The following is a 19,397-nucleotide window of genomic DNA, read 5'->3' as shown; positions in this document are numbered from 1 at the left end:
CAATAACAATGAAATTAACTCTTAAAAACGTACGCCTTGCCTTCCCTAACTTGTTCGAAGCAAAAACAGTTAATGGAGAAGGTGAACCTGCATTCTCAGCATCTTTCTTACTTCCTGCGAACCATCCGCAGCTCAAAGAAATTAAAGATGCTATGGAAAAAGCAGGTTCAGAAAAATGGGGCGCAAAATGGCCTCAAGTTAAAAAAGAAATCGAAACCAAAGACCGCACGGCTTTGCATGATGGCGACACTAAATCTGACTATGAAGGTTTTGCAGGCCACTACTTCATTTCTTCACGCAACAAAACCCGTGTGACTGTAGTTGACCGTGACCGCACTCCGCTTGTTCAAGCTGATGGCAAACCTTATGCAGGTTGCTACGTCAACGCATCAATCGAATTGTGGTGCCAAGACAACAACTATGGCAAACGCATTAACGCTTCGCTTCGCGGCGTTCAATTCTTGAAAGATGGTGAAGCATTTGCGGGCGGCGGTGTTGCCAATGCTGACGAATTTGATGACCTTGCGGCCGACGACATGGGTGAAGATCCACTTTTCGCATAACGACCGCCAAGACCAGTGCAACACCCCACCCGACAAGTTATGAGTGTTGGGACTGGAAACAACCATAGCAGCTATTGATAAAGGTCCTCTATTTCTCCTTTAGGCAATAGCCGCCGCCACTGCGTCAGTGTGGCATCAATTTCCGAATCAAAAGAAGGACAATTAAAAATGAGCCAAACCTCAACTGATGTTTCGAATTTTATTGGCGACCTGAATGCAGGCATCTTTGAAAAGCAATTAGGTGCTGTGCTTTCTGTTGTTGCTGCTGGCGTAGTGCTTAACGGTAGACAAGGTGAAGTCACCATTAAGTTAAAGCTTAAGCAAATTTCAGACACCCAACAGGTCAATGTCGAACATTCTATCGACTATAAAACCCCAACCGCAAAAGGCGGACATTCTACCGAATATTCAGTAGGTGCCACACCGATGCACGTATTACGTGGCGGTGTGATTTCCCTTATGCCTGAAAAGGTACGCGCAACAGACTATGTAGATTAATTCTGCATAGTCCCTTTCAAACATTGATTTAAACAACACAAACCTAACCAAGAGTAAAAATCATGGAACAATCAGCAATCGAAAAAATCACACAACTTGCAATTGCAGCGCAAGGAAAAATGCCGATTAACGTTGACAGCAGCGCTTCAATTGCAATCATCCCTGCGGATTTTAAAGTTCATTCGCTTGAACAATTCAACCAAAATCGTGACCGTTTCCGCGGACGCTTTTCAACATTAGCAATCGCAGCGTTTATTGCATACGTGTCTGATCGTGGTGTCAACGGCATTAAGTCATTTATCTCAACAAAAAACGGATTATCAGCTGAAACCATTTTTAATATTGGCGATGAAGTTGCACCAGGACATGGCGACGATACTGCACGTTTAAACCTGGAAAAGACACCTGAATTTATCGCTTTAGAAAATATCGACGGTGATCGTTTCTCACAGCAAAAATTAATTGACTGGTTGGATGATTGGGCAGACTTTGTGAAACCGCATGATGCTAACGGCCCCCTGCAAACTGAAAAAGCATTACGTGCAATTCGTAATGTGAAGATTGGCCGTAGCCATGATGTAGATAGTGATGTTCGTGACATGGGCCAAAAGCTCAGCGTTACCGAATCAGTTGAAGCCGAAGGCGTAGTTGCAGGTTTGCCAACCCACTTTATTTTAACAACTGAAAGCTACAAAGGCCTACCAGTTGAAGAAATCAAAATTTCTTTCCGTATCTCAACCAAAGACGATGTACCGACGTTTGTATTGCGCTTTGTTGGACGCGATGCGCACAACCAACTTCGCGCGGATCAATTCACTGAAATTCTTGAAAGTGAATTAGCTGATTTAGGTAGCTTCTACCAAGGTTCATACCAAGCCTAAAACATAGGGCATCTAGCAATGCGCTAGATGCTTTGGAAAGTGAATGTATTGCTGACCCTCTGCGTTCACTTTACCAAAGCATAAATAAGGAAAATAAAGAAATGATCCACTACCATGGCTTGCCAATTACACCAGCTACAGCAGCTCTCGAAGCCGTAAAACAAGGGCATGCTTTTGTAAGTTATGCCCATAAACAACAGCTTGGGGTTGCTATTGAAGTTTGCCAAAGCTTTGCTGTAGATAACGGTGCCTTTAGCGCTTGGAAAAGCGGCAAGCCAGTAAAAGACTGGACTTCATTTTATGACTTTGCTTCAGAATGCATGAAGCACCCTCACTGCGACTTTATTGTTATTCCTGATGTGATCGATGGCGGAGAAGAAGATAACGATGCCCTATTAAAAGAATGCCCAATTAATAAAAGCTTTGCTGTGCCGGTGTATCACATGCACGAAAGCCTAGATCGATTACAGCGTTTAGCATCAGACTACTCAAGAATCGCATTGGGTTCTTCAGGCGAATTTGCAAATGTTGGCAGTGTGAACTGGTGGCAACGCATATCAGAAATGATGAAAATTGTTTGTGATGCAGATGGTAGACCACTAGTAAAGATGCACGGATTACGAATGCTTAATCCTAAGATATTTTCAAAAGTCCCACTTTCATCCGCTGACTCAACAAATATTGGTCGCAATATTGGGATTGATCAGAAATGGAAAGGAACATACTCACCTCCAACTAAAGAGATGCGAGCTGCAGTAATGCGTTCGCGAATCGAATCAGTTAAACCTGCACGGTTTTGGGTAGGAGAGTTTGCATGAACACTCTCTATCTCGATTTAGAAACCTACTGCGAAACCCCGATTAAAAACGGCACACATGCTTACGCTGAGAATGCCGAAATCATGGTTTTTGCATGGGCTTTAGATGACGGTCCTGTAAATGTAGAGGATTGCACTGCATACCCATTTTTGCCTTTTGAGCTCAGCAACGCTCTTAATGATCCAACCGTTAAATTGGTTGCCCATAACTCTGGCTTTGACCGCACGGTATTACGCCACGCAATGCCTAGTCGCCCTTTAGATATTGAGCGTTGGGAAGATACCATGGTTCAAGCCTTGAGCCATTCATTACCCGGTGGTCTTGATATCCTTTGTGAGATTTTCAAGATCGATCAGGACAAGGCAAAGGACAAAGCGGGTAAGCAACTCATTCAGTTATTCTGCAAACCACGTCCCGCAAACCAAAAGATCAGACGAGCTAACAGTGAAACGCATCCAGTTGAATGGGCACGATTTCTTGAATATGCCAAAAGCGATATTTTGGCTATGCGCGAATTGCATAGAAAAATCCCAAAGTGGAACTATCGCAATGCTGAATTAGCACTGTGGCATCTGGACCAAAAAATTAATGATCGTGGTGTGTGCATTGACCTTGAGCTTGTCCATACAGCAATCGAAGCTGTAGAGAAAGCGCAAAAAGGATTGGCAAAACGCACAGTTACATTAACTGATGGCGAAGTGCAAGCGGCAACCCAGCGCGACGCAATGCTTAAGCATATTCTTGAAGCACATGGCGTTTCGCTACCAGACATGCAGAAATCAACTTTAGAGCGTCGACTAAATGATGATTCGTTGCCTCTTGCTGTGCGCGAGTTGCTTGCAATCCGTCTGCAGGCATCAACCACCAGTACAGCCAAATACAACGCTCTAGCCAAAGGCACAAGCAAAGATGGCCGATTACGTGGGACGCTTCAATTTAATGGCGCTTCCCGCACAGGACGTTGGGCAGGTCGATTATTCCAACCTCAAAACTTACCGCGCCCTGCTCTTAAGCAATCTGTAATTGATGAAGGCATCGAATCCTTAAAAATCGGCTGTGCGGATCTGTTTTATGAAAATGTCATGGAACTGACCAGCTCTGCAATCCGTGGTTGTATTTGTGCGCCTGAAGGCAGAAAGCTTGTAGTCACTGACTTATCGAACATTGAAGGTCGTGCACTTGCTTGGCTTGCAGGCGAAACATGGAAGATCAAAGCATTCTATGACTTTGACGCTGGTATTGGGCATGACCTTTACAAACTGGCTTATGCAAAATCATTCAGCGTTTCGCCTGAGTCAGTAGACAAAGAGCAGCGCCAAGTGGGTAAGGTTCAGGAATTAGCCTTAGGTTATGAGGGCGGTGTGGGTGCGTTTTTAACATTCGCGGCCGCATACGGTTTAAACCTTGATGCAATGGCTGACCAAGCATACGCCAGTTTAGACCCAAGCATTTTGAATGAAGCTATCCGCGCTTGGGAATGGCATAAGAAAGAGCGCCGCACGACATTCGGACTTAAGAAAAAAACGTGGCTTGTGTGCGATTCATTTAAGCGCTCATGGCGCTATGCGCATCCGAATATCAGTGCATGGTGGAATGAACTAAGACAGGCAGCGATTGAAGCAATCAGCAATCCTGACCGTGCTGTACCATGCCGCAAAGTTACCTTTATCAAAAAAGGCTCTTGGTTATTGATTAAATTACCAAGTGGTCGATTCCTTTGCTATCCGGGTGCGAAAGCTGAAGAAAGCAAAATCTCTTATATGGGCAATAACCAGTACACACGTAAATGGGAACGCCTTTATACATACGGCGGCAAGTTTGCCGAGAACATCACACAGGCTTTTTCACGTGATGTGCTGGGCTACAACATGCCTCTAATCGAAGAATCAGGTTATGACATTTGCCTTTCTGTACATGACGAAGTGATTACCGAAACGGATGATCAACCTGAATTTAACCCTGACCATTTATCGAGTCTGCTCGCACGCAATCCAGATTGGGCAATTGATTTGCCTTTGGCGGCAGCAGGCTTTGAATCTTACCGTTATAAGAAGGACTAACGCTATGGGAAATATCGAAATTGAATTACCAATTCAACTGTTAGAAGCAGCAACAATATGTGCTTCAAAAAAGGACATTAGAAAGGTTCTTATTGGTGTTGCTTTTAGTCACGGGCATATCACATCTTGCGATGGTCACCGCGCATTTGCATGTCCGATTAAAGGGCTAGATGAAAACGTAGAACTTATTATTCCCTTAGACGATATCAAGCATTTTTTGAAACAGGTACCAAGCAAGCACCGTCATGAAATTTGCAAAGTTATTTTCGATCCTCATGCCAAAAAGGGCGAAATTGTTATAACTGAGAAAAATGTGGCGGCCCGTATATTATTTGTAGCAATAGACGGTAAATACCCAGATTGGCGCAGAATTTTTCCGAAAGACTTACCTCCTTCAATCAATTATGAAGGAAGCATCCCTCAATTCAATTGGCAATATTTGGCTGATTTCCAAAAGGTGCACAAAATATTAGGCGGTGACGGTCTTAATGTGGGTTTCCGTGCTCTATCAGCTAGAGAAGTGGCAGGAATATTTTTTAGAGGCGGGCCTTTTGAAGATGGGCGTGTTTTCCAAGATGTTAAAGCTTGCTTAATGCCTATGAGGATTTAGGGGGTACGATCATGCAAATTAATGATCCTGATTGGTACGAAATTGAGAAAGCCAAAACGATTATAAAGGATGCACTTTTCAGTGAATACGAATACCTATCTGAAGATGAGAAAGCCAATCTCTACATCGAATTGCGCAAGGTAGCGCTTGAACATGCGCGAATCGAAAATTGAAGCCCACCTAGTGCAACGAGTTAAGGCACTAGGCGGTGAAGTTAGGAAAGTTAAGTGGATCGGTCGCAACTCTGCCCCTGACCGTATCGTAATGCTACCTGACAACACCTTTTGGGCAGAGCTAAAAGCAACAGGCGAAAAACCAACAGCGGCACAGATCAGAGAGCATAAACGTATGCACGATATGGGCCAGCGAGTTGAAGTTATTGACAGCATAGAACAAATTGAGGAGTTATTGGGATGAGTGAAATTACAATGCCAGAGGTTAGAGATCTTCTAAAGTCTGTAGAAAAAATCGCAGTTCGTCCTGCTGAAGTTAAGCAAAGAGATTTGCTTCTGGCACCCGCTTTGTTCAAAAAATTAATAGAGGCTCGCACGGAAGGCCTAATACAAATCCAAATTTTAATAAACGGAGAGCCTAGAGATATCGAGGTGACTCCATGACAGCACTCGAATACAAACCACACGATTACCAACACGCCATTATCGAGCATATTCTTGATAATGAGCGTTGCGGTGTGTGGGCGGGAATGGGTACAGGCAAAACATCCTCTACCCTCACCGCATTGGACATGCTCGATTTAATCGAACCTGGTGCAACTCTGGTTGTTGCCCCTTTGCGCGTTGCTGCTACCACTTGGCCCGATGAGGCTAAGAAGTGGAAGCACTTAGAGCACTTCAAAGTTGTGGCGATCGTCGGCACTGCTGAAGAACGTGTACGCGCTTTAAAGCAACAAGCCAATGTCTACACAATCAATTATGAAAATTTGCCTTGGCTTGTTGGCTACTTAAAAGCAAACTGGTTCTTTACCAAAGTGGTTGCTGATGAGAGCACAAAGCTCAAAGGTTTTCGCGTGAGCCAAGGTTCAGTACGAGCACGCGCCTTAGGTAAGGTTGCACATAATCGAGTAAAAAGATTCATTGCTTTGACTGGAACGCCAAGCCCCAACGGGCTTAAAGACCTTTGGGGTCAGGTATGGTTCATTGATCGCGGTCAAAGATTAGGCACAAGTTTCGGCGCATTTACTCAGCGTTGGTTTCAACAAATCCAAGTTGGTGCAGACCGCAACGCAGTTCAGCTTGTGCCCTTTCCTCATAGTCAAAATGAAATCCAAACTAAGCTCAAAGATATTTGTTTGAGCATTGAGGCTAAGGATTATTTTGATATTAAAGACCCAATATTCAGAACAGTTGAAATTGAGCTCAAAGGCAAAGCGCGAAAACTTTATGACGAGATGGAAAAGGAAATGTTCATTGAGCTTTCTGAAACCACAGAAGTTGAAGCATTCAACGCCGCATCAAAGACAATGAAGTGCCTACAATTGGCAAGCGGATCTGTTTATACGGATGATCAAGGTAATTGGCAGGCGGTGCATGACTTAAAGATACAGGCGCTTGAATCAATTGTCGAAGAAGCCTGCGGAATGCCGGTACTTGTTGCGTACCACTTTAAAAGTGACCTTGAGCGATTACAAAAGGCTTTTCCTAGTGGCAGACATTTAGACAAAGATCCGAAGACGATTCACGACTGGAACGCGGGAAAAATCCCTGTGCTGTTTGCTCATCCTGCCAGCGCTGGTCACGGGCTGAATCTTCAGGATGGCGGGAATATTTTAGTTTTCTTTTCCCATTGGTGGGATTTAGAACAATACCAACAAATCATAGAACGCATTGGGCCAACGCGCCAAGCGCAAGCGGGCCATGATCGTCCAGTTTACATTTACCACATCATTGCCAAAAACACGATCGATTCTGTTGTTATGGAGCGCAGAGACTCCAAGCGCGAAGTGCAGGATTTATTGATGGAAGCAATGAAACGCAGAGAGGTTTAATAAAATGGGTAAATATGTATTAACTTTTGAATCAGAAACACCGCCTCAAATTTTTCTCAATCAAACCATTCCCAATATTGGAAAGGTTGTTGAAATGAAATCAGAAGAATTGCCGCCACGTGTTCCAGTATCTTTTTTAATGGAGCGGTTCAGTTTTTCACGTAAAACTATTATCGAAACCCTTCGCCCCTTTAATCGTGGTCGAGATGGGAAACACATGTACGATCCCAAAGAGGTCATGCCGATCTTGGAGAATCTAAACGCACAGACCTTAGCAAGGCAATCACGACGTAAAAATTAGAAAAAGGCGCTTTATGCGCCTTTAATTTTGTTTTGAAAGATAATTTCTTGTCTGTATTTCAATTTCTTTTAAACTTTCAAATTCCGTATTTTCCTTTACAAACTTATCGATATCCTTATGATTCAACTCTGCAAAATTGCTATGCCCTAGAAATTTTTGACATGCTTGAATTTGTATATCAAAAATACTTTTGAATTGAGTATTTTCATTAATAAAATCATTGATTGCAAACTCTAATGAAAGACCCTTATCATTCCTAATTAAATCCCATTGCTTATCTACAATTTTTCTACGTTCAATTTCAGCTATTTCTTTGAAAACCATTTCGATACCATGTCGTTTATAAGTAATACTGATAATAATAAACATATTTACTCATAAAATAGATAAAATATGTATTTTGTTACAATTTGCGCAATTGACACCACTTCGACACCATAAAAACTTAACCTTTTGTTTTTTATGAATATAAATAACCTTGCCAAGGTTGGGGTCGGGAGTTCGAGTCTCCTTTCCCGCTCCAGATTCAAAAAAGCCTTCATCGAAAGATGAGGGCTTTTTTCTTATATACATCTACCCTATCCAAGCCCACCAAAGAATCAGACAAACTTTACACGGCCCAGTTAATGTAATAGTATAACATTACATTAACAACAGAGACTTAAAAATGAAAGTTTGCTCATCCCTTAAAAGTGCAAAACGTCGTAGCCCTGATTGCCAGATTGTAAAACGTCGCGGCAAGCTATTTGTTATTTGCAAATCCAACCCTCGCTTCAAAGCAAGACAAGGTTAACTTGTCTTGCTTTACCAAAGATTAAACAACCCTTACATTCCCTTACTACCATTTCTCCTTTAAATTTCATAACTTAGATATTACTGTTTTCATGAGGTTATATCTAAGATGAAAAAATCACTAATCGCAATTTCTTTGGCGTCTATTTTTTTAGTTGCATGTAATAAAGCAGAAACCCCAAAAACAGATGAGCAAACACCTCCCGCAACTTCTACCGAAGCGACCTCTGAAGTCGCAGATAGTGCTCATACCGCAGAAAACTCACTTGACTGGAATGGCACATATACAGGGGTACTTCCATGCGCAGATTGCGAAGGAATCAAAACTGAACTTGAACTCAACCAAGATAAAACATTTGAGTTAAAAGAGACTTATCTCGGCAAAGGTGATGGTAAAGCATTTGAAAGCAAAGGTAGCTTTAACTTCGACAGCCAAAACACCTCGATTATTGAGCTAGACAAAGCTGGTGATGGCCGTAAATACTTTGTTGCCGAAGGCTACTTAAAAGCTTTAGATACTGAAGGCAAAGAGATCACAGGCGAGCTAGCCGACAAATACGAGCTTAAGAAAGAAGCTGAATAAAATAATCAGTGACGCCTTAGAAATCCATAAGTCAAAATGAGATTTTAGCAGGCAATAAAAAACCCAGTCACAATGACTGGGTTTTTTTAGAAGATACGAATTACTTCGCAGCAGCTTGAGCAGCAGCAACTTCTTCTGCAAAGCTCATTTCAGCTTTCTTCTCAATACCTTCACCCACTTCGAAACGAGTGAATTGAGCAACAACAGTACCCGTTGCTTTTAATACGTCAGCAACTTTCTTGTCGTTGTCGATTACATACATTTGACGATCAAGCGCAACTTCGTTCAAGTATTTTTCAACTGAACCAGTTACCATTTTCTCAACGATGTTCGCTGGCTTACCAGATTCTAACGCTTTTGCTTCAGCAATTTCTTTCTCTTTAGCGATCAAGTCAGCTGGAACAGCTTCTGCATTTACCGCAACTGGGTTGAACGCAGCAACGTGCATTGCAATACCTTTACCAGTATCAGCATCACCTGTATAAGAAACAACAACACCGATTTTTAAACCGTGTTTGTAAACAGCCAAGTTTTCGCCTTCAACGATTTGAGCACGACGAACTTGAATGTTTTCACCGATTTTTTGAACAAGTGCAACACGCGCTTCTTCTACAGTTGCGCCGTCTTCAAGCTTAAGTTCAGCAATTTTTGCAGCATCAGTTTCGCCAGCAGCAAGTGCAGCAGCAGCAACTTTATCAGAGAAGTTTTTGAAGTTTTCGTCTTTAGCAACGAAGTCAGTTTGACAGTTAACTTCAACAAGAATTGCTTTGTTACCGTTTTGAATAATAGTGATCGCACCATCAGCAGCAATGTTACCTGCTTTTTTAGCAGCTTTTGCTTGACCTGATTTACGAAGGTTATCAATCGCAAGTTCGATGTCACCGCCTGCTTCTGTTAATGCTTTTTTGCATTCCATCATTGCAAGACCAGTACGGTCACGTAATTCTTTTACCATGCTCGCAGTAACTGCAGTCATGTTGATCTCCTAAAATCGGTAGAAAATAAATCTGTTCAACAAAAACGGCCCAAAGAAACTCTGGGCCGTTTGCACTCTCGACGCTTTAATTTGCCACCATTACATGTCGCAAAAATGACAAGCTTGCGTCAAAACGCATTAAGCCTCAGATGCGTCTTTCGCAGCATCGTCGCCTTTTGCTTGTGCATTAGCTTGTGATTGAGCGTATTCTTTACCAGCAAGAATCGCATCAGCCATAGCTGAAGCATACAAAGTTACTGCACGAATCGCATCGTCGTTACCCGGAATAACGTAATCAACGTTGTCTGGGTTAGAGTTTGTATCAACGATACCGATTACAGGAATACCTAAGTTTTTCGCTTCTTTGATTGCAATCGCTTCGTGATCAACGTCGATTACAAATAATGCGTCAGGTAAACCACCCATGTTCTTAACGCCGCCTAAAGCACGTTCAAGTTTTTCCATCTCACGAGTACGTTCTAAAGCTTCACGTTTAGTAAGCTTAGCAAAAGTACCGTCTTGAGATTGAGTTTGAAGATCTTTTAAACGGTTGATAGATTGGCGAAGTGTTTTCCAGTTCGTCAACATACCACCTAACCAACGGTGATCTACATATGGTTGACCAGCGCGTTGAGCTTGTTCACGGATGATGTTAGAAGCAGCACGTTTAGTACCAACGAACAATACTTTGTTCTTTTTGCTTGCAAGATTGTTAACAAAGTTCAAAGCATCATTTAACGCAGGAACAGTGTGTTCAAGGTTGATGATGTGAATTTTGTTACGCGCGCCAAAAATGTATTGACGCATTTTTGGGTTCCAGAAACGAGTTTGGTGACCAAAGTGTGCGCCTGCTTGAAGAAGGTCGCGCATGCTTACGTTGTAATCTGCCATTTTCTTTACCTTAAAGTTTGGGTTAGGCCTCCATATATCCGCATTCTCCACCTATTGCTAGGCACCCAGAGTAATGTGTCGATATATGTGCGGATTTTTTACGACTATCATTATCAGATATTTTCGTAAAATATATTCACGAAAAGCATTTGATAAAATAGGCGGCTATTTATACCATAGACACTTGCAAATTACCAAAAGTTTTTAGAGATCATGAATACAACTTATACAGCCCCACGCCGATTAATCAAAACACCTGAAGAAATTGAAAAGATGCGTGTTGCAGGGAAATTGGCGGCTGAAGTTCTAGACATGATTAAACCGCATATTAAAGCGGGTGTGAGCACACTAGAACTCGATACGATCTGTCGCAATCACATTGAAAATGTTCAACAAGCGATTCCTGCCTGTGTAGGTTATGGTGCCGCACCTGGTCGCCCTGCTTTTCAACATTCGATTTGTACTTCGGTAAACCATGTGGTTTGTCATGGTATTCCATCTGAAAATAAAACATTAAAGAACGGTGATATTCTAAATATTGATGTAACAGTCATTAAAGATGGCTATCACGGCGATACCAACATGATGTATGTGGTTGGTGGTGAAACCTCTATTCTTGCAAATCGCCTGTGCTCAGTGGCTCAAGAAGCGATGTATCGCGGTATGGCAACCGTTAAAGATGGTTCATACCTTGGTGATGTAGGTTATGCAATTCAGCAATATGTTGAATCTGAGCGTTTCAGTGTTGTCCGTGAATATTGTGGTCATGGTATCGGCAATGTTTTCCATGATGAACCACAAGTTTTACATTATGGGCAAAAAGGCACAGGTATGCGCTTAGAAGCTGGCATGACCTTTACTATTGAACCAATGGTAAACGCAGGTGTTTGGCAAACCAAGCTTTTAGGTGATAAGTGGACGGTTGTCACAAAAGATCACAAATTGTCGGCCCAATATGAACATACGATTTTGGTAACACAAACAGGGATCGAAGTTTTGACTGCTCGTCCTGAAGAAGACTTGTCTCGTTTTATGTAATTCATTTGATTTAAATTATTTTTAAAAAGTCACTTCGGTGGCTTTTTATATATTCACAATTTCTTCATCAATTTATTTAAATCAAACAAAAATATTCATAAGCATAACAATTATAAATCCTAACTAAACAAACCCTGTCTAAAAATAGCGTTATGGTGGGCGCAAGAAAAATCCTAACAAACTTTCTGGACATGGAGTCCCACGATGATGAAGAAATCATTCGCTTGCCTGCTTACAGGTTTATGTGCCCTACCTACCGTTACTTTCGCAGACTCACCTTATTTCAGTCTAAAAGATGGAGATGGCTTTAAGCGCTTTTCTGTTTCTGTAGGTGCTTTATATGTGAAACCAACAGGCAAAGCTCAACCTGTAAATGTTAATACAGCTATTGCAGAAGGCACTAAAACGCGTGTTGGAGATGTTAAAGCCGACTCAGTCTTGAATGCTATTGATGAATCTAAACAAAATGCTACAGCAAAAAAAACAATACTAAAGGGTGTGCTTGATCTAGAAAAAAATACACTTCTCAACTTAGGATTACCTGGAGTAATTTCCTATAAAGGCGAAGATGGAGAGCAATATTTAAAAGCGAAGACAGCAGGATCAGCAGAGATTAATGGACTATCATCTTGGGATAATGCAGGTACGGGATTAGAAGCAGATGATGTTCTAACTTTAGGTATTATGACTAACTACTTCTTCACAGATAATGTCTCCTTAGAAATGAAAGCTGGTATCCCCCCTAAAGTAGATATTCAAGGAAAAGGAAAAATTTACGCACCATTAACAGGTTTAGCGTCACCTGAAGGATTGGGCTCAGTTATTGGTGATCTCCCATTAAAAAAAGATATTTTTATTACTGACCTTGAATCACATGGTACAGCAGCTACCGCACGCGCATGGACGCCTGCCTTTGAATTCCAATATCATTTCGGTAAAACAGGTGTGAATAAATTCAGACCTTATGTTGGATTAGGTCTAATGTATGCTTATTTTAATGAGCTAAAAATCAACTCTGCAATCGAAAATGACCTCATCAATGCTGGACATATGATCGTCAATATTAAAGATGGCAAAGCAGGTGCAGCATTGGATAAAAAGACCAGCTCTGGTGATCCAAAAGTTAAATTAGAAGCGTCAGACGCATTTGCTCCTATTGCTACTGCTGGTTTTACTTATGATTTTAACGATCGCTGGTTTGCTGTTGGTTCTGTTTCATATGCACACCTCACAGGGGAAGCAACAATAACAGTGAATGATGATAAATATGGAGAACTTATTCGCGCAAAAACTGATATCGAAATCAATCCTATTTTAGGTTACGCAGGTGTCGGCTATCGCTTCTAAATCTCATTTCCCCTAAAAAGCAGCATCAGTTGCTTTTTTTGTGATCTTTTAAAATACTATGATCAAAAATCATGCACCAAGAGAAATCAATTTTCAGACGCTTGTCTCACATCAATCTACAAAGCCATCTTGCCTTTTCTTACAAACAAGTAGCTTGCCCCACCCAATATTCCTATAAACACCTTGATGATTAATATTTTAAATTATTCATTTGGTTAATTTATTTTTCTGGCATGACACTTGCTGTATATCAAACAAAATGAATCAACGACGATTCATAAATTAATTTGATGACGGCCAATGACGTCCGTTCTGTTCGATTTGCTTTGGCAGCGTAATTGCCAAGCAAAAATAAATAACGTGCAGTTCAGGAGAAAGTTATGTCTTCACCAATGAATATAGATGCAAAAAAAGCCACCGAAATAAAATTATTCAGCTTTTCAACACCTGCCATGCGTGCCTTTCATATGACATGGCTGGCATTCTTTGTCTGTTTCTTTGCGTGGTTTGCCTGCGCACCACTGATGCCTGTCATTAAAGGTGAATTCAATTTAACCAAAGATCAAATCGCCAATATCAACATTGCAGCAGTTGCGATTACCATTCTAATTCGCCTCATCGTTGGCCCACTCTGTGACAAATACGGTCCACGTAAGACTTACACTGCACTTTTACTGCTTGGCAGTATTCCCGTGTTCGGTGTTGCCGCAGCAAATACCTATGAATCCTTCCTATTCTTCCGCTTATTGATTGGTGCAATTGGCGCAAGCTTTGTCATTACCCAATACCATACCAGTGTGATGTTTGCACCAAACGTTGTTGGCACTGCCAATGCCGCTTCTGCAGGTTGGGGAAATGCAGGTGGTGGTGCGACCCAAGCAATTATGCCGCTTATCTTGGGTGCGATTGTCATGTTTGGTGTTGAACAAGCTATGGGTTGGAGAATTGCTCTGCTCGTACCTGGCATCATGATGCTGATTGTAGGTGTGCTGTACTGGAAATTTACTCAAGATTGCCCTCAAGGAAATTTTAAAGAGCTTCGCGAGCAAGGCATTGACGTTGGTAGTGGCAAAAAAGGTGGTGTTGCTATCCTGATGCAAGCTGCCCGTAATTACCGTGTTTGGATTCTCTTTGTCTCTTATGCTGCATGCTTTGGTATTGAAATTTTTATTCATAACATTGCAGCGATGTACTATGTCGATCACTTCAATATGGGACTTAAAGAAGCTGGTTTAACTGCGGGTATTTTCGGCCTACTCGCCCTGTTTGCTCGTGCACTCGGAGGTTACCTCTCAGATAAGGTTGCGATCTCAAAAGGCTTAGATGGCCGAACTAAAGTTTTATTTATCATGATCCTATGTGAAGGTTTATTCCTCATACTTTTCTCTCAAATGAATACCGTAGCACTTGCGATTATCAGCATGACCGTTTTTGCGCTCTTTACGCATATGTCTTGTGGTGCAACTTATGCGCTTGTACCTTTTATTGACCGTAATGCTTTGGGTGGTGTCGCAGGTATCATCGGTGCGGGTGGCAATGTTGGTGCGGTTGCCGCAGGTTTCTTACTCAAAGGTTTACTTGACGTGCAAACCTGCTTGATGATCTTAGGTGCATTAGTCACCGTGGCTGCATTTAGCGTCATCCTTATACGCTTCTCAGTCGAACATAAAGCCAAAGAACAACAATTGTTTGAGCAAGCCGTCTTAGAACGTAACTCTCTCGCTTGATCACAATACCTTTGCTGTGGGATGCAATTATCCCACACGATTTTCAAATCAAATACTTCAACACCATTTTCAGGGGTCTCAATATGAAATTGAATCTTCTTAGCTTCGCTATGCTCAGTTTTTTAAGCAGTGCTGTTTATGCAGCACCAACGCTATACGGCGAAATTGATGCCAGCATCGATTGTTTACCAGAAAAAAATACCAACAGCTCAAATAAGGATGTATGGGAAATTAACTCAAATAGTTCATATCTCGGTATTAAAGGTGATGAAAAACTCACTGAGCGGCTAAATGCGGTCTATGCAATTGAGTGGGAATTTAGTGCTGATGGTGATAGTAATGAATGGACATAGCGTAACCGCTTCTTAGGTTTAAAAGATACTCAACTGGGTACGATTAAAGCGGGCAAATTGAGTTTGTTCCGCTTTTATGCCTTTGAAACAAACCCACAATTATTTCCGTTAAGAATCGAAATATGACTCGAAGTATTTTAAAATACTTTTCACTTATTCTAAGATCATAACAACAATGTCCAACCCACAATTTTCCAAACAGCTGATTTACATGCTCATTGGAAGTGCACTGGTACTCGCACTTTCATTAGGTGTGCGTCATGGTTTTGGGCTGTATCTGGTCCCAATGAGTGATGCATTTGGCTGGGGACACCATATTTTCAGTTTCGCAATTGCCATGCAAAACTTAATCTGGGGCGCAGCACAACCCTTTACAGGTGCGATTGCAGATAAATACGGAACTAAGAAAGTCGTTGCAGCGGGTGGTTTACTGTATGCCATTGGCTTGATTCTGATGGCATTTAGCTCCACAGGACTATTACTGAACCTCAGCTTAGGTCTGGTGATTGGACTTGCCTTGTCCGCGACTTCATTCACGGTCCTTCTTTCTGCTGTTGGCCGTGCTGCGCCACCTGAGAAACGCAGTATGGTGATGGGGGTTGCCAGTGCAGCAGGTTCATTTGGACAATTTATCATGCTGCCATCGACTTTGCTTTTACTCAAAAACATCGGTTGGTCATCTGCATTATTGGTCAGTGCTTTCGCCATTGCGTTTATTGTTCCTTTGGCTTGGTTATTAAAAGCACCAACTTCGAGTATACCAAAAGCACTCAACCAACCCAGCTTAAGCTTTAAACAAGTATTAAAAATCGCGAGAGATCACAAACCCTTTTGGTGGCTATCACTTGGCTTTTTAGTTTGCGGTTTCCAAGTAGTCTTTCTCGGGGTACATCTTCCTGGCTATTTGATTGATCATGGGTTTGATGCCACCACTGGCACAATATTTTTAGCACTGGTAGGCTTATTTAATATTGTCGGAACTTATGGTGCAGGCTGGTTAGGTGATCGCTATTCCAAACCAAAGCTACTGATGTTGTTATATGGCTTACGTGGTATTGCAATTATCGCATTTTTACTCCTCCCGTTAAGCACATTGACCGTTTATAGCTTTGGGATCATTATGGGATTACTGTGGCTATCAACAGTTCCACTCACCAATGGGATTGTCGCCAACATGTTTGGCGTCAAATATTTATCCATGCTTAGTGGGATCGTGTTCTTTACCCACCAAATCGGTTCGTTCTTTGGCGGTTGGTTAGGCGGCGTAAATCATGATTTAACAGGCAACTATAATTTGATCTGGCTCACCTGTTTAATCCTGAGTATCTTTGGTGTAGTTATCCATCTTTTCGTCAATGAAGAGGCTGTGATCCATGACGAGTATTGAACGAAATTTCAAGCTGATCTTAGTCATCTTTATTTTTGGTCTGATCAGTATTTCAATTGCCATCTGGCTTCAAACACCAGATTTATTTGAATACTTTAATCAAGCCTTTTGTGCGCATTGAGCAAATCTTTCAAGCGCTGTTATTTGTCATATGAAGATCAAAAAACTGTCATCAAATCATCAAATTTCGATGGTGTAATGAAAAATAAAAAATCTATAAAATGCAAAAAGCGTGTTGATCGAATAAATCAACACGCTTATTTATTGCCTGAAATAAATAAGGGTTACTCATCAGCAACCCTTATTTGGTTAGAAACAAAGCACTTTACTGTTGGCGTTTAGGCAGTGGAATATACTGCGATTGCGCATTTTGCTGTACTTTACGCTCACCCACTTTCACTTGGACTGTTTGCTGCTTTCCTTCACGCTCAATGATCACATCAATCAAACTTTCTGGTGCTTGCAATGCCACATAATTAATTAAATGCGATGCAGAAGAAATTTGCTCATTGTTGACTTGAATGATCTTGTCGCCACGTTTAATCCCTGCTGTATCCGCTGGACCTTGGCGTAAGACATCTGCAACAGTAACACCAATCGGTTTCGCCGCCAGCACATCTTCATCCAAATTATTTGGAATTAAGCTAATGCCTAACCACCCACGAACCACTCGGCCATCTTTCAAAATTGAATTCAATACTTGTTGACAAACTTTCGCTGGGATTGCAAAACCAATCCCTAGTGAACCTCCAGATTGAGAGAAGATTGCTGTGTTCACACCAATCAGATTCCCGGCAACATCAATCAATGCACCACCAGAGTTACCTGGGTTAATTGCCGCATCGGTTTGAATAAAGTCTTCGTAAGTATTAATACCCAAGTCAGAACGACCAGTCGCAGAAATAATCCCTTGTGTGACCGTTTGCCCCACACCAAATGGATTACCAATCGCGAGAACAACGTCTCCCACTTCATTACCACTCAACTTAAATGGCAATACTGGCAATTTGTCTAGCTCAATTTTGATCACAGCCAAATCTGTATCGGGGTCAGTCCCAATAACCGTCGCCTCAGCACGACGCCCATCATGCAATGCCACAACAATATGTTCAGCCTGTGCAATCACATGATTATTCGTCAAGATATAACCATCAGCGCGCACAATTACACCTGACCCCAGACTGTTTTCATTTTGAGGTTGCTGTGGCACTTGATTGCCAAAAAACTCACGAAACACAGGATCATTCAGTAATGGATGATTCATCTGTTTAACTTTCTGAGTGGTAAAAATATTCACCACGGCAGGCGCAGCCACTTTAACTGCAGCACTATACGAAACCACCCCACCGGTACGTGATGTATCAATCAGTGGCTCAACCTTTTCGGCTGGCATTTTTACGCCATCAGCAGCCACTGTGGGCTTCGGTTGATGTGATTTCTGCCAAGCCAGAAAACTAAATATAACAAGAATGAGTAATACCCAAGGTAACCATGTAAATGCACGGCGCACGTCTATCATCCTCTAGGCGAAATTATGTTATGAACGTAATTTATTGAAGAACTGGAAGTTTCCACTATTGTAAAGTAAATTGCTTAAAATCAATGCAAAAGTTAAAAAAGTTTTGTCTAGCTTTAGTTACATTTAAAAATATGTTCTCATGAATGCTGAGACGAGATGTAAATCATTTGAGGAATCGTATGGCAAATTTGCATGAAATTGTGCAATGGTGTGATCAAACTTTAAAGGCCAACGAATTTAAAGACTACGCACCTAACGGCTTACAAATTGAAGGCAAGCTTGAAGTGAATAAAATTGTGTGTGCTGTCACTGCATCTGAAGATGCAATTGATGCCGCGATTGCACAACAAGCCGACGCTTTGCTTGTACATCATGGTTACTTTTGGAAAGGTGAAGCCTATCCAATTACAGGCATGCGCGGCAATCGTATCAAGAAACTTATTCAACATAATATTTCCCTGATTGCCTATCACTTGCCTTTAGATGCCCACCCTACACTCGGAAATAATATCGCCATTGCAGATTTAATTGGTTTACAAAATCTGGAAGCCTTGGATCCTGCCGAAAAACACCCGATTGGAAATATTGGCTATTTAGACGATTCCCTTAGCCCAGAACAATTTAAAGCGAAGTTACAGGCTATTTTTGATTTTAACGTGGTTCATCTGCCAAGTGATAAAACTGCAATTAAAAAAGTAGGCTTCTGCACCGGTGGCGCGCAAGATTTTATTGCCAAAGCAGCTCAAACAGATTGTGATGCCTATATTTCAGGTGAGGTCAGTGAACGTACTTTTTATGAAGCCAAAGAACTTGGGGTACATTATTTTGCATGTGGTCACCATGCAACTGAACGTTATGGTGTACAGCGCTTAGCACAGGCAATTGCAAAGCAGTTTTCGATCGAAACAGAATATTTTGAACTTAACAACCCGATCTAATTCGATTCAATCCTTTGAAGGAGTGAAATTATTTTTGCTCCTTCCCATCACAATCTATCGTAGTTTTTTAATCCGTCCATTTTCAACTTAAGATTTGCGCTAGCCTTATC

The 19,397-nt window shown here is 41.7% G+C and carries 23 protein-coding genes and 1 pseudogene; 20 read left to right on the top strand and 4 right to left on the bottom strand.

Annotation, left to right across the window (positions count from 1 at the left end; all coding sequences use genetic code 11):
• Positions 1 to 8 precede the first annotated feature (8 nt).
• The 11 genes from F909_RS17915 to F909_RS17960 all read left to right on the top strand — a co-directional run bounded on the left by F909_RS17915 (position 9) and on the right by F909_RS17960 (position 7,736).
• Positions 9 to 563 (top strand): DUF2815 family protein, encoded by a 555-nt coding sequence (locus F909_RS17915; protein ID WP_005145498.1) that lies wholly within the window; start codon positions 9 to 11, stop codon positions 561 to 563.
• Between the two features lie 168 nt (positions 564 to 731).
• The gene (locus tag F909_RS17920; protein ID WP_005145496.1) at positions 732 to 1,061 is read left to right on the top strand and encodes a hypothetical protein; all 330 of its coding nucleotides are present in this window, start codon (positions 732 to 734) and stop codon (positions 1,059 to 1,061) included.
• Positions 1,062 to 1,123: 62 nt separating this feature from the next.
• A complete protein-coding gene (locus F909_RS17925) occupies positions 1,124 to 1,942 on the top strand; it encodes a DUF2303 family protein (protein ID WP_005145493.1) in 819 nt (272 codons plus the stop codon).
• A 101-nt stretch (positions 1,943 to 2,043) separates the two neighbouring features.
• Positions 2,044 to 2,760 carry a hypothetical protein gene (locus tag F909_RS17930; protein WP_005145490.1) on the top strand — a complete coding sequence of 239 codons (717 nt, stop codon included), beginning with the start codon at positions 2,044 to 2,046 and terminating at the stop codon, positions 2,758 to 2,760.
• The gene (locus tag F909_RS17935) at positions 2,757 to 4,820 is read left to right on the top strand and encodes a bifunctional 3'-5' exonuclease/DNA polymerase family protein (RefSeq protein ID WP_005145488.1); all 2,064 of its coding nucleotides are present in this window, start codon (positions 2,757 to 2,759) and stop codon (positions 4,818 to 4,820) included. Before F909_RS17930 ends, F909_RS17935 begins: the two co-directional genes overlap by 4 nt.
• 4 nt (positions 4,821 to 4,824) lie before the next feature.
• Positions 4,825 to 5,430 carry a beta clamp domain-containing protein gene (locus F909_RS17940; protein ID WP_005145487.1) on the top strand — a complete coding sequence of 202 codons (606 nt, stop codon included), beginning with the start codon at positions 4,825 to 4,827 and terminating at the stop codon, positions 5,428 to 5,430.
• Positions 5,431 to 5,441: 11 nt separating this feature from the next.
• The gene (locus F909_RS21200) at positions 5,442 to 5,603 is read left to right on the top strand and encodes a hypothetical protein (RefSeq protein WP_005145483.1); all 162 of its coding nucleotides are present in this window, start codon (positions 5,442 to 5,444) and stop codon (positions 5,601 to 5,603) included.
• Positions 5,584 to 5,847, top strand: coding sequence for a PDDEXK family nuclease (locus tag F909_RS17945; protein WP_005145480.1), 264 nt, complete (start codon positions 5,584 to 5,586; stop codon positions 5,845 to 5,847). The genes F909_RS21200 and F909_RS17945 overlap by 20 nt, the downstream gene beginning before the upstream one ends.
• Entirely contained in the window at positions 5,844 to 6,047 is a 204-nt protein-coding gene (locus tag F909_RS17950) for a hypothetical protein (RefSeq protein ID WP_005145478.1), read from the top strand. Before F909_RS17945 ends, F909_RS17950 begins: the two co-directional genes overlap by 4 nt.
• Positions 6,044 to 7,435: a DEAD/DEAH box helicase gene (locus F909_RS17955; RefSeq protein WP_005145475.1), complete on the top strand. Its 1,392-nt coding sequence runs from the start codon at positions 6,044 to 6,046 to the stop codon at positions 7,433 to 7,435. Before F909_RS17950 ends, F909_RS17955 begins: the two co-directional genes overlap by 4 nt.
• A gap of 4 nt (positions 7,436 to 7,439) precedes the next feature.
• Complete coding sequence (locus tag F909_RS17960; protein ID WP_005145473.1) at positions 7,440 to 7,736, top strand: hypothetical protein; 297 nt, start codon at positions 7,440 to 7,442, stop codon at positions 7,734 to 7,736.
• Between the two features lie 21 nt (positions 7,737 to 7,757).
• On the opposite strand, the gene F909_RS17965 is transcribed toward F909_RS17960, so the two are convergent.
• The gene (locus F909_RS17965) at positions 7,758 to 8,105 is read right to left on the bottom strand and encodes a hypothetical protein (protein WP_005145472.1); all 348 of its coding nucleotides are present in this window, start codon (positions 8,103 to 8,105) and stop codon (positions 7,758 to 7,760) included.
• A 298-nt stretch (positions 8,106 to 8,403) separates the two neighbouring features.
• On the opposite strand from F909_RS17965, the gene ykgO reads away from it, so the two are divergent.
• On the top strand, positions 8,404 to 8,529 hold the full coding sequence (gene ykgO / locus F909_RS20660; RefSeq protein ID WP_081401646.1) for a type B 50S ribosomal protein L36: 126 nt from the start codon (positions 8,404 to 8,406) through the stop codon (positions 8,527 to 8,529).
• 108 nt (positions 8,530 to 8,637) lie between these two features.
• Positions 8,638 to 9,111, top strand: a complete 474-nt coding sequence (locus tag F909_RS17970; RefSeq protein ID WP_005145471.1) for a copper resistance protein NlpE — start codon at positions 8,638 to 8,640, stop codon at positions 9,109 to 9,111.
• 100 nt (positions 9,112 to 9,211) lie between these two features.
• Here the strand turns inward: F909_RS17970 and tsf are convergent, their stop codons facing one another.
• Together tsf and rpsB are read right to left on the bottom strand one after the other, a co-directional pair.
• Complete coding sequence (gene tsf / locus F909_RS17975) at positions 9,212 to 10,087, bottom strand: translation elongation factor Ts (protein WP_005145469.1); 876 nt, start codon at positions 10,085 to 10,087, stop codon at positions 9,212 to 9,214.
• Between the two features lie 138 nt (positions 10,088 to 10,225).
• On the bottom strand, positions 10,226 to 10,978 hold the full coding sequence (gene rpsB / locus F909_RS17980; protein ID WP_004652723.1) for a 30S ribosomal protein S2: 753 nt from the start codon (positions 10,976 to 10,978) through the stop codon (positions 10,226 to 10,228).
• A gap of 213 nt (positions 10,979 to 11,191) precedes the next feature.
• Between rpsB and map the strand changes: the two genes are divergently transcribed.
• The 6 genes and pseudogenes from map to F909_RS21640 all read left to right on the top strand — a co-directional run bounded on the left by map (position 11,192) and on the right by F909_RS21640 (position 16,951).
• Entirely contained in the window at positions 11,192 to 12,016 is an 825-nt protein-coding gene (gene map / locus F909_RS17985) for a type I methionyl aminopeptidase (protein ID WP_005145466.1), read from the top strand.
• A gap of 204 nt (positions 12,017 to 12,220) precedes the next feature.
• Complete coding sequence (locus F909_RS17990; protein WP_032877514.1) at positions 12,221 to 13,363, top strand: OmpW/AlkL family protein; 1,143 nt, start codon at positions 12,221 to 12,223, stop codon at positions 13,361 to 13,363.
• A gap of 380 nt (positions 13,364 to 13,743) precedes the next feature.
• Complete coding sequence (locus tag F909_RS17995; RefSeq protein ID WP_005145463.1) at positions 13,744 to 15,090, top strand: MFS transporter; 1,347 nt, start codon at positions 13,744 to 13,746, stop codon at positions 15,088 to 15,090.
• 83 nt (positions 15,091 to 15,173) lie between these two features.
• Positions 15,174 to 15,440 (top strand): annotated as a pseudogene (locus tag F909_RS18000) (porin); the annotation flags it as partial.
• Between the two features lie 178 nt (positions 15,441 to 15,618).
• A complete protein-coding gene (locus F909_RS18005; protein WP_005145461.1) occupies positions 15,619 to 16,830 on the top strand; it encodes an MFS transporter in 1,212 nt (403 codons plus the stop codon).
• Positions 16,817 to 16,951 (top strand): hypothetical protein, encoded by a 135-nt coding sequence (locus F909_RS21640; protein WP_005145460.1) that lies wholly within the window; start codon positions 16,817 to 16,819, stop codon positions 16,949 to 16,951. Before F909_RS18005 ends, F909_RS21640 begins: the two co-directional genes overlap by 14 nt.
• Before the next feature lie 204 nt (positions 16,952 to 17,155).
• On the opposite strand, the gene F909_RS18010 is transcribed toward F909_RS21640, so the two are convergent.
• Positions 17,156 to 18,340 (bottom strand): trypsin-like peptidase domain-containing protein, encoded by a 1,185-nt coding sequence (locus F909_RS18010; protein ID WP_005145459.1) that lies wholly within the window; start codon positions 18,338 to 18,340, stop codon positions 17,156 to 17,158.
• Positions 18,341 to 18,528: 188 nt separating this feature from the next.
• Between F909_RS18010 and F909_RS18015 the strand changes: the two genes are divergently transcribed.
• The gene (locus F909_RS18015) at positions 18,529 to 19,287 is read left to right on the top strand and encodes a Nif3-like dinuclear metal center hexameric protein (RefSeq protein WP_005145458.1); all 759 of its coding nucleotides are present in this window, start codon (positions 18,529 to 18,531) and stop codon (positions 19,285 to 19,287) included.
• The last annotated feature ends 110 nt before the right edge of the window (positions 19,288 to 19,397 follow it).

Origin of the sequence: Acinetobacter sp. ANC 3929 (genome assembly GCF_000369405.1) — a bacterium.
GTDB lineage: Bacteria > Pseudomonadota > Gammaproteobacteria > Pseudomonadales > Moraxellaceae > Acinetobacter.
This window is presented reverse-complemented; position numbering and strand designations above follow the sequence as displayed.

Bases quoted from the DNA above. Each gene is read 5' to 3' on its own strand.
- F909_RS17960 (WP_005145473.1), top strand. From the start codon at position 7,440: ATGGGTAAATATGTATTAACTTTTGAATCAGAAACACCGCCTCAAATT.
- map (WP_005145466.1), top strand. From the start codon at position 11,192: ATGAATACAACTTATACAGCCCCACGCCGATTAATCAAAACACCTGAA.
- rpsB (WP_004652723.1), bottom strand. From the start codon at position 10,978: ATGGCAGATTACAACGTAAGCATGCGCGACCTTCTTCAAGCAGGCGCA.
- F909_RS17930 (WP_005145490.1), top strand. From the start codon at position 2,044: ATGATCCACTACCATGGCTTGCCAATTACACCAGCTACAGCAGCTCTC.
- F909_RS17925 (WP_005145493.1), top strand. From the start codon at position 1,124: ATGGAACAATCAGCAATCGAAAAAATCACACAACTTGCAATTGCAGCG.
- tsf (WP_005145469.1), bottom strand. From the start codon at position 10,087: ATGACTGCAGTTACTGCGAGCATGGTAAAAGAATTACGTGACCGTACT.
- F909_RS17955 (WP_005145475.1), top strand. From the start codon at position 6,044: ATGACAGCACTCGAATACAAACCACACGATTACCAACACGCCATTATC.
- F909_RS18015 (WP_005145458.1), top strand. From the start codon at position 18,529: ATGGCAAATTTGCATGAAATTGTGCAATGGTGTGATCAAACTTTAAAG.
- F909_RS17940 (WP_005145487.1), top strand. From the start codon at position 4,825: ATGGGAAATATCGAAATTGAATTACCAATTCAACTGTTAGAAGCAGCA.
- F909_RS17995 (WP_005145463.1), top strand. From the start codon at position 13,744: ATGTCTTCACCAATGAATATAGATGCAAAAAAAGCCACCGAAATAAAA.
- F909_RS21200 (WP_005145483.1), top strand. From the start codon at position 5,442: ATGCAAATTAATGATCCTGATTGGTACGAAATTGAGAAAGCCAAAACG.
- F909_RS18005 (WP_005145461.1), top strand. From the start codon at position 15,619: ATGTCCAACCCACAATTTTCCAAACAGCTGATTTACATGCTCATTGGA.
- F909_RS17945 (WP_005145480.1), top strand. From the start codon at position 5,584: ATGCGCGAATCGAAAATTGAAGCCCACCTAGTGCAACGAGTTAAGGCA.
- F909_RS17965 (WP_005145472.1), bottom strand. From the start codon at position 8,105: ATGTTTATTATTATCAGTATTACTTATAAACGACATGGTATCGAAATG.
- F909_RS17950 (WP_005145478.1), top strand. From the start codon at position 5,844: ATGAGTGAAATTACAATGCCAGAGGTTAGAGATCTTCTAAAGTCTGTA.
- F909_RS21640 (WP_005145460.1), top strand. From the start codon at position 16,817: ATGACGAGTATTGAACGAAATTTCAAGCTGATCTTAGTCATCTTTATT.
- F909_RS17970 (WP_005145471.1), top strand. From the start codon at position 8,638: ATGAAAAAATCACTAATCGCAATTTCTTTGGCGTCTATTTTTTTAGTT.
- F909_RS17935 (WP_005145488.1), top strand. From the start codon at position 2,757: ATGAACACTCTCTATCTCGATTTAGAAACCTACTGCGAAACCCCGATT.
- F909_RS17990 (WP_032877514.1), top strand. From the start codon at position 12,221: ATGATGAAGAAATCATTCGCTTGCCTGCTTACAGGTTTATGTGCCCTA.
- ykgO (WP_081401646.1), top strand. From the start codon at position 8,404: ATGAAAGTTTGCTCATCCCTTAAAAGTGCAAAACGTCGTAGCCCTGAT.
- F909_RS17915 (WP_005145498.1), top strand. From the start codon at position 9: ATGAAATTAACTCTTAAAAACGTACGCCTTGCCTTCCCTAACTTGTTC.
- F909_RS17920 (WP_005145496.1), top strand. From the start codon at position 732: ATGAGCCAAACCTCAACTGATGTTTCGAATTTTATTGGCGACCTGAAT.